This is a genomic window from Nocardioides sp., from assembly GCF_024509035.1.
GTDB lineage: Bacteria > Actinomycetota > Actinomycetes > Propionibacteriales > Nocardioidaceae > Nocardioides.
On record NZ_JANINT010000244.1, the window covers coordinates 23,561 to 24,778 of the forward strand.

Genomic DNA, 1,218 nt, shown 5'->3' on the forward strand with positions numbered 1-1,218 from the left:
GTAGACCAGGCCGAGGTCGACGACGTTGATGCCGAGCTCGGGGTCGACGACGTCCTTCATCGCCTCGGTGACGTCCTCGACCGACACGGTCGAGGTGCCGACGCCGCCGGCTTCGGGGACGACCGGCAGGTCGCCGTGGTCGATGGAGCTGGTCTCAGGCATGCGAGTCCTCCTGGGCTCGGGCGAGGGCATCCTGGTAGGCCATCCAGGACAGTAGGGCGCACTTGACGCGTGCGGTGAGCTTGGCTGCGCCGGCGAAGGCGACGGCATCCTCGAGGACGTCCTCGTCGGGCTCGACCTGGCCCTTCCCGCGCATCATCTCGAGGAAGGCGTCGTGCACCGGCGCGGCCTCGGCGACGGTCTTGCCGACCAACAGCTCGGACATCACCGAGGCCGAGGCGGTGGAGATCGAGCAGCCCTGGTTGTCGTAGGAGATGTCGCGGACGACGTCGCCGTCGAGCTGCAGGCGCAGGGTGATCTCGTCCCCGCACGTGGGGTTGACGTGGTGCACCTCGGCGTCGAACGGCTCGCGCAGGCCGGCGTTGAGCCGACGCTTCGCGTGGTCGAGGATGATGTCCTGGTAGAGGGCGTCGAGTTCGTGGCTCATCATCAGCCCAACTTGAAGTAGGAACGGGTGTATTCCAGGCCCTCGACCAGCGCGTCGATCTCCGCGGGCGTCGTGTAGAGGTACGACGACATCCGCGTCGAGCTCTGGACGCCGAAGCGCGCGTGCGCGGGCTTGGCGCAGTGATGTCCGGCCCGGACGGCGATGCCGCGCGAGTCGAGCACCTGGGCGACGTCGTGGGGGTGCACCCCGTCGATCTCGAAGGCGATCGCTCCCCCGCGCCGGGTGGCGTCGAGCGGACCGAGCACCGTCAGGCCCGGCACGGTCGCGAGCCCTTCGAGAGCGTAGGCGGTGATGGCCTGCTCGTGGCGGTGGATGGCGTCCAGCCCGACGTGGGCGAGGTAGTCGACGGCCGCACCCAGACCCACGGCCTCGACGATCGGCGGGGTGCCGGCCTCGAAGCGATGCGGTGCCTTGGCGTACGTCGAGCGCGCCATCGTCACGGTCTCGATCATCTCGCCGCCACCGTGGAAGGGCGGGAGCTCGTTGAGCAGCTCCTCGCGTCCCCACAGCACACCGATGCCGGTCGGTCCGACCGTCTTGTGACCGGTGAAGACCAGGAAGTCGCAGCCGGTCGCGGCCACGTCCACCGG

Annotated in this window: 3 protein-coding genes; all 3 read right to left on the bottom strand. The window is 69.5% G+C overall.

Annotated features, from left to right (window positions below; all coding sequences use genetic code 11):
* A partial coding sequence (locus Q0L15_RS16960; protein ID WP_296605630.1) for an iron-sulfur cluster assembly protein occupies positions 1-162 on the bottom strand: 162 nt, incomplete at its 3' end.
* A complete protein-coding gene (gene sufU / locus Q0L15_RS16965; protein WP_296605631.1) occupies positions 155-607 on the bottom strand; it encodes a Fe-S cluster assembly sulfur transfer protein SufU in 453 nt (150 codons plus the stop codon). The genes sufU and Q0L15_RS16960, both read right to left, overlap by 8 nt.
* A gap of 2 nt (positions 608-609) precedes the next feature.
* Positions 610-1,218 (bottom strand): aminotransferase class V-fold PLP-dependent enzyme (locus Q0L15_RS16970; protein WP_296605628.1); only part of this gene is annotated, 609 nt, incomplete at its 5' end.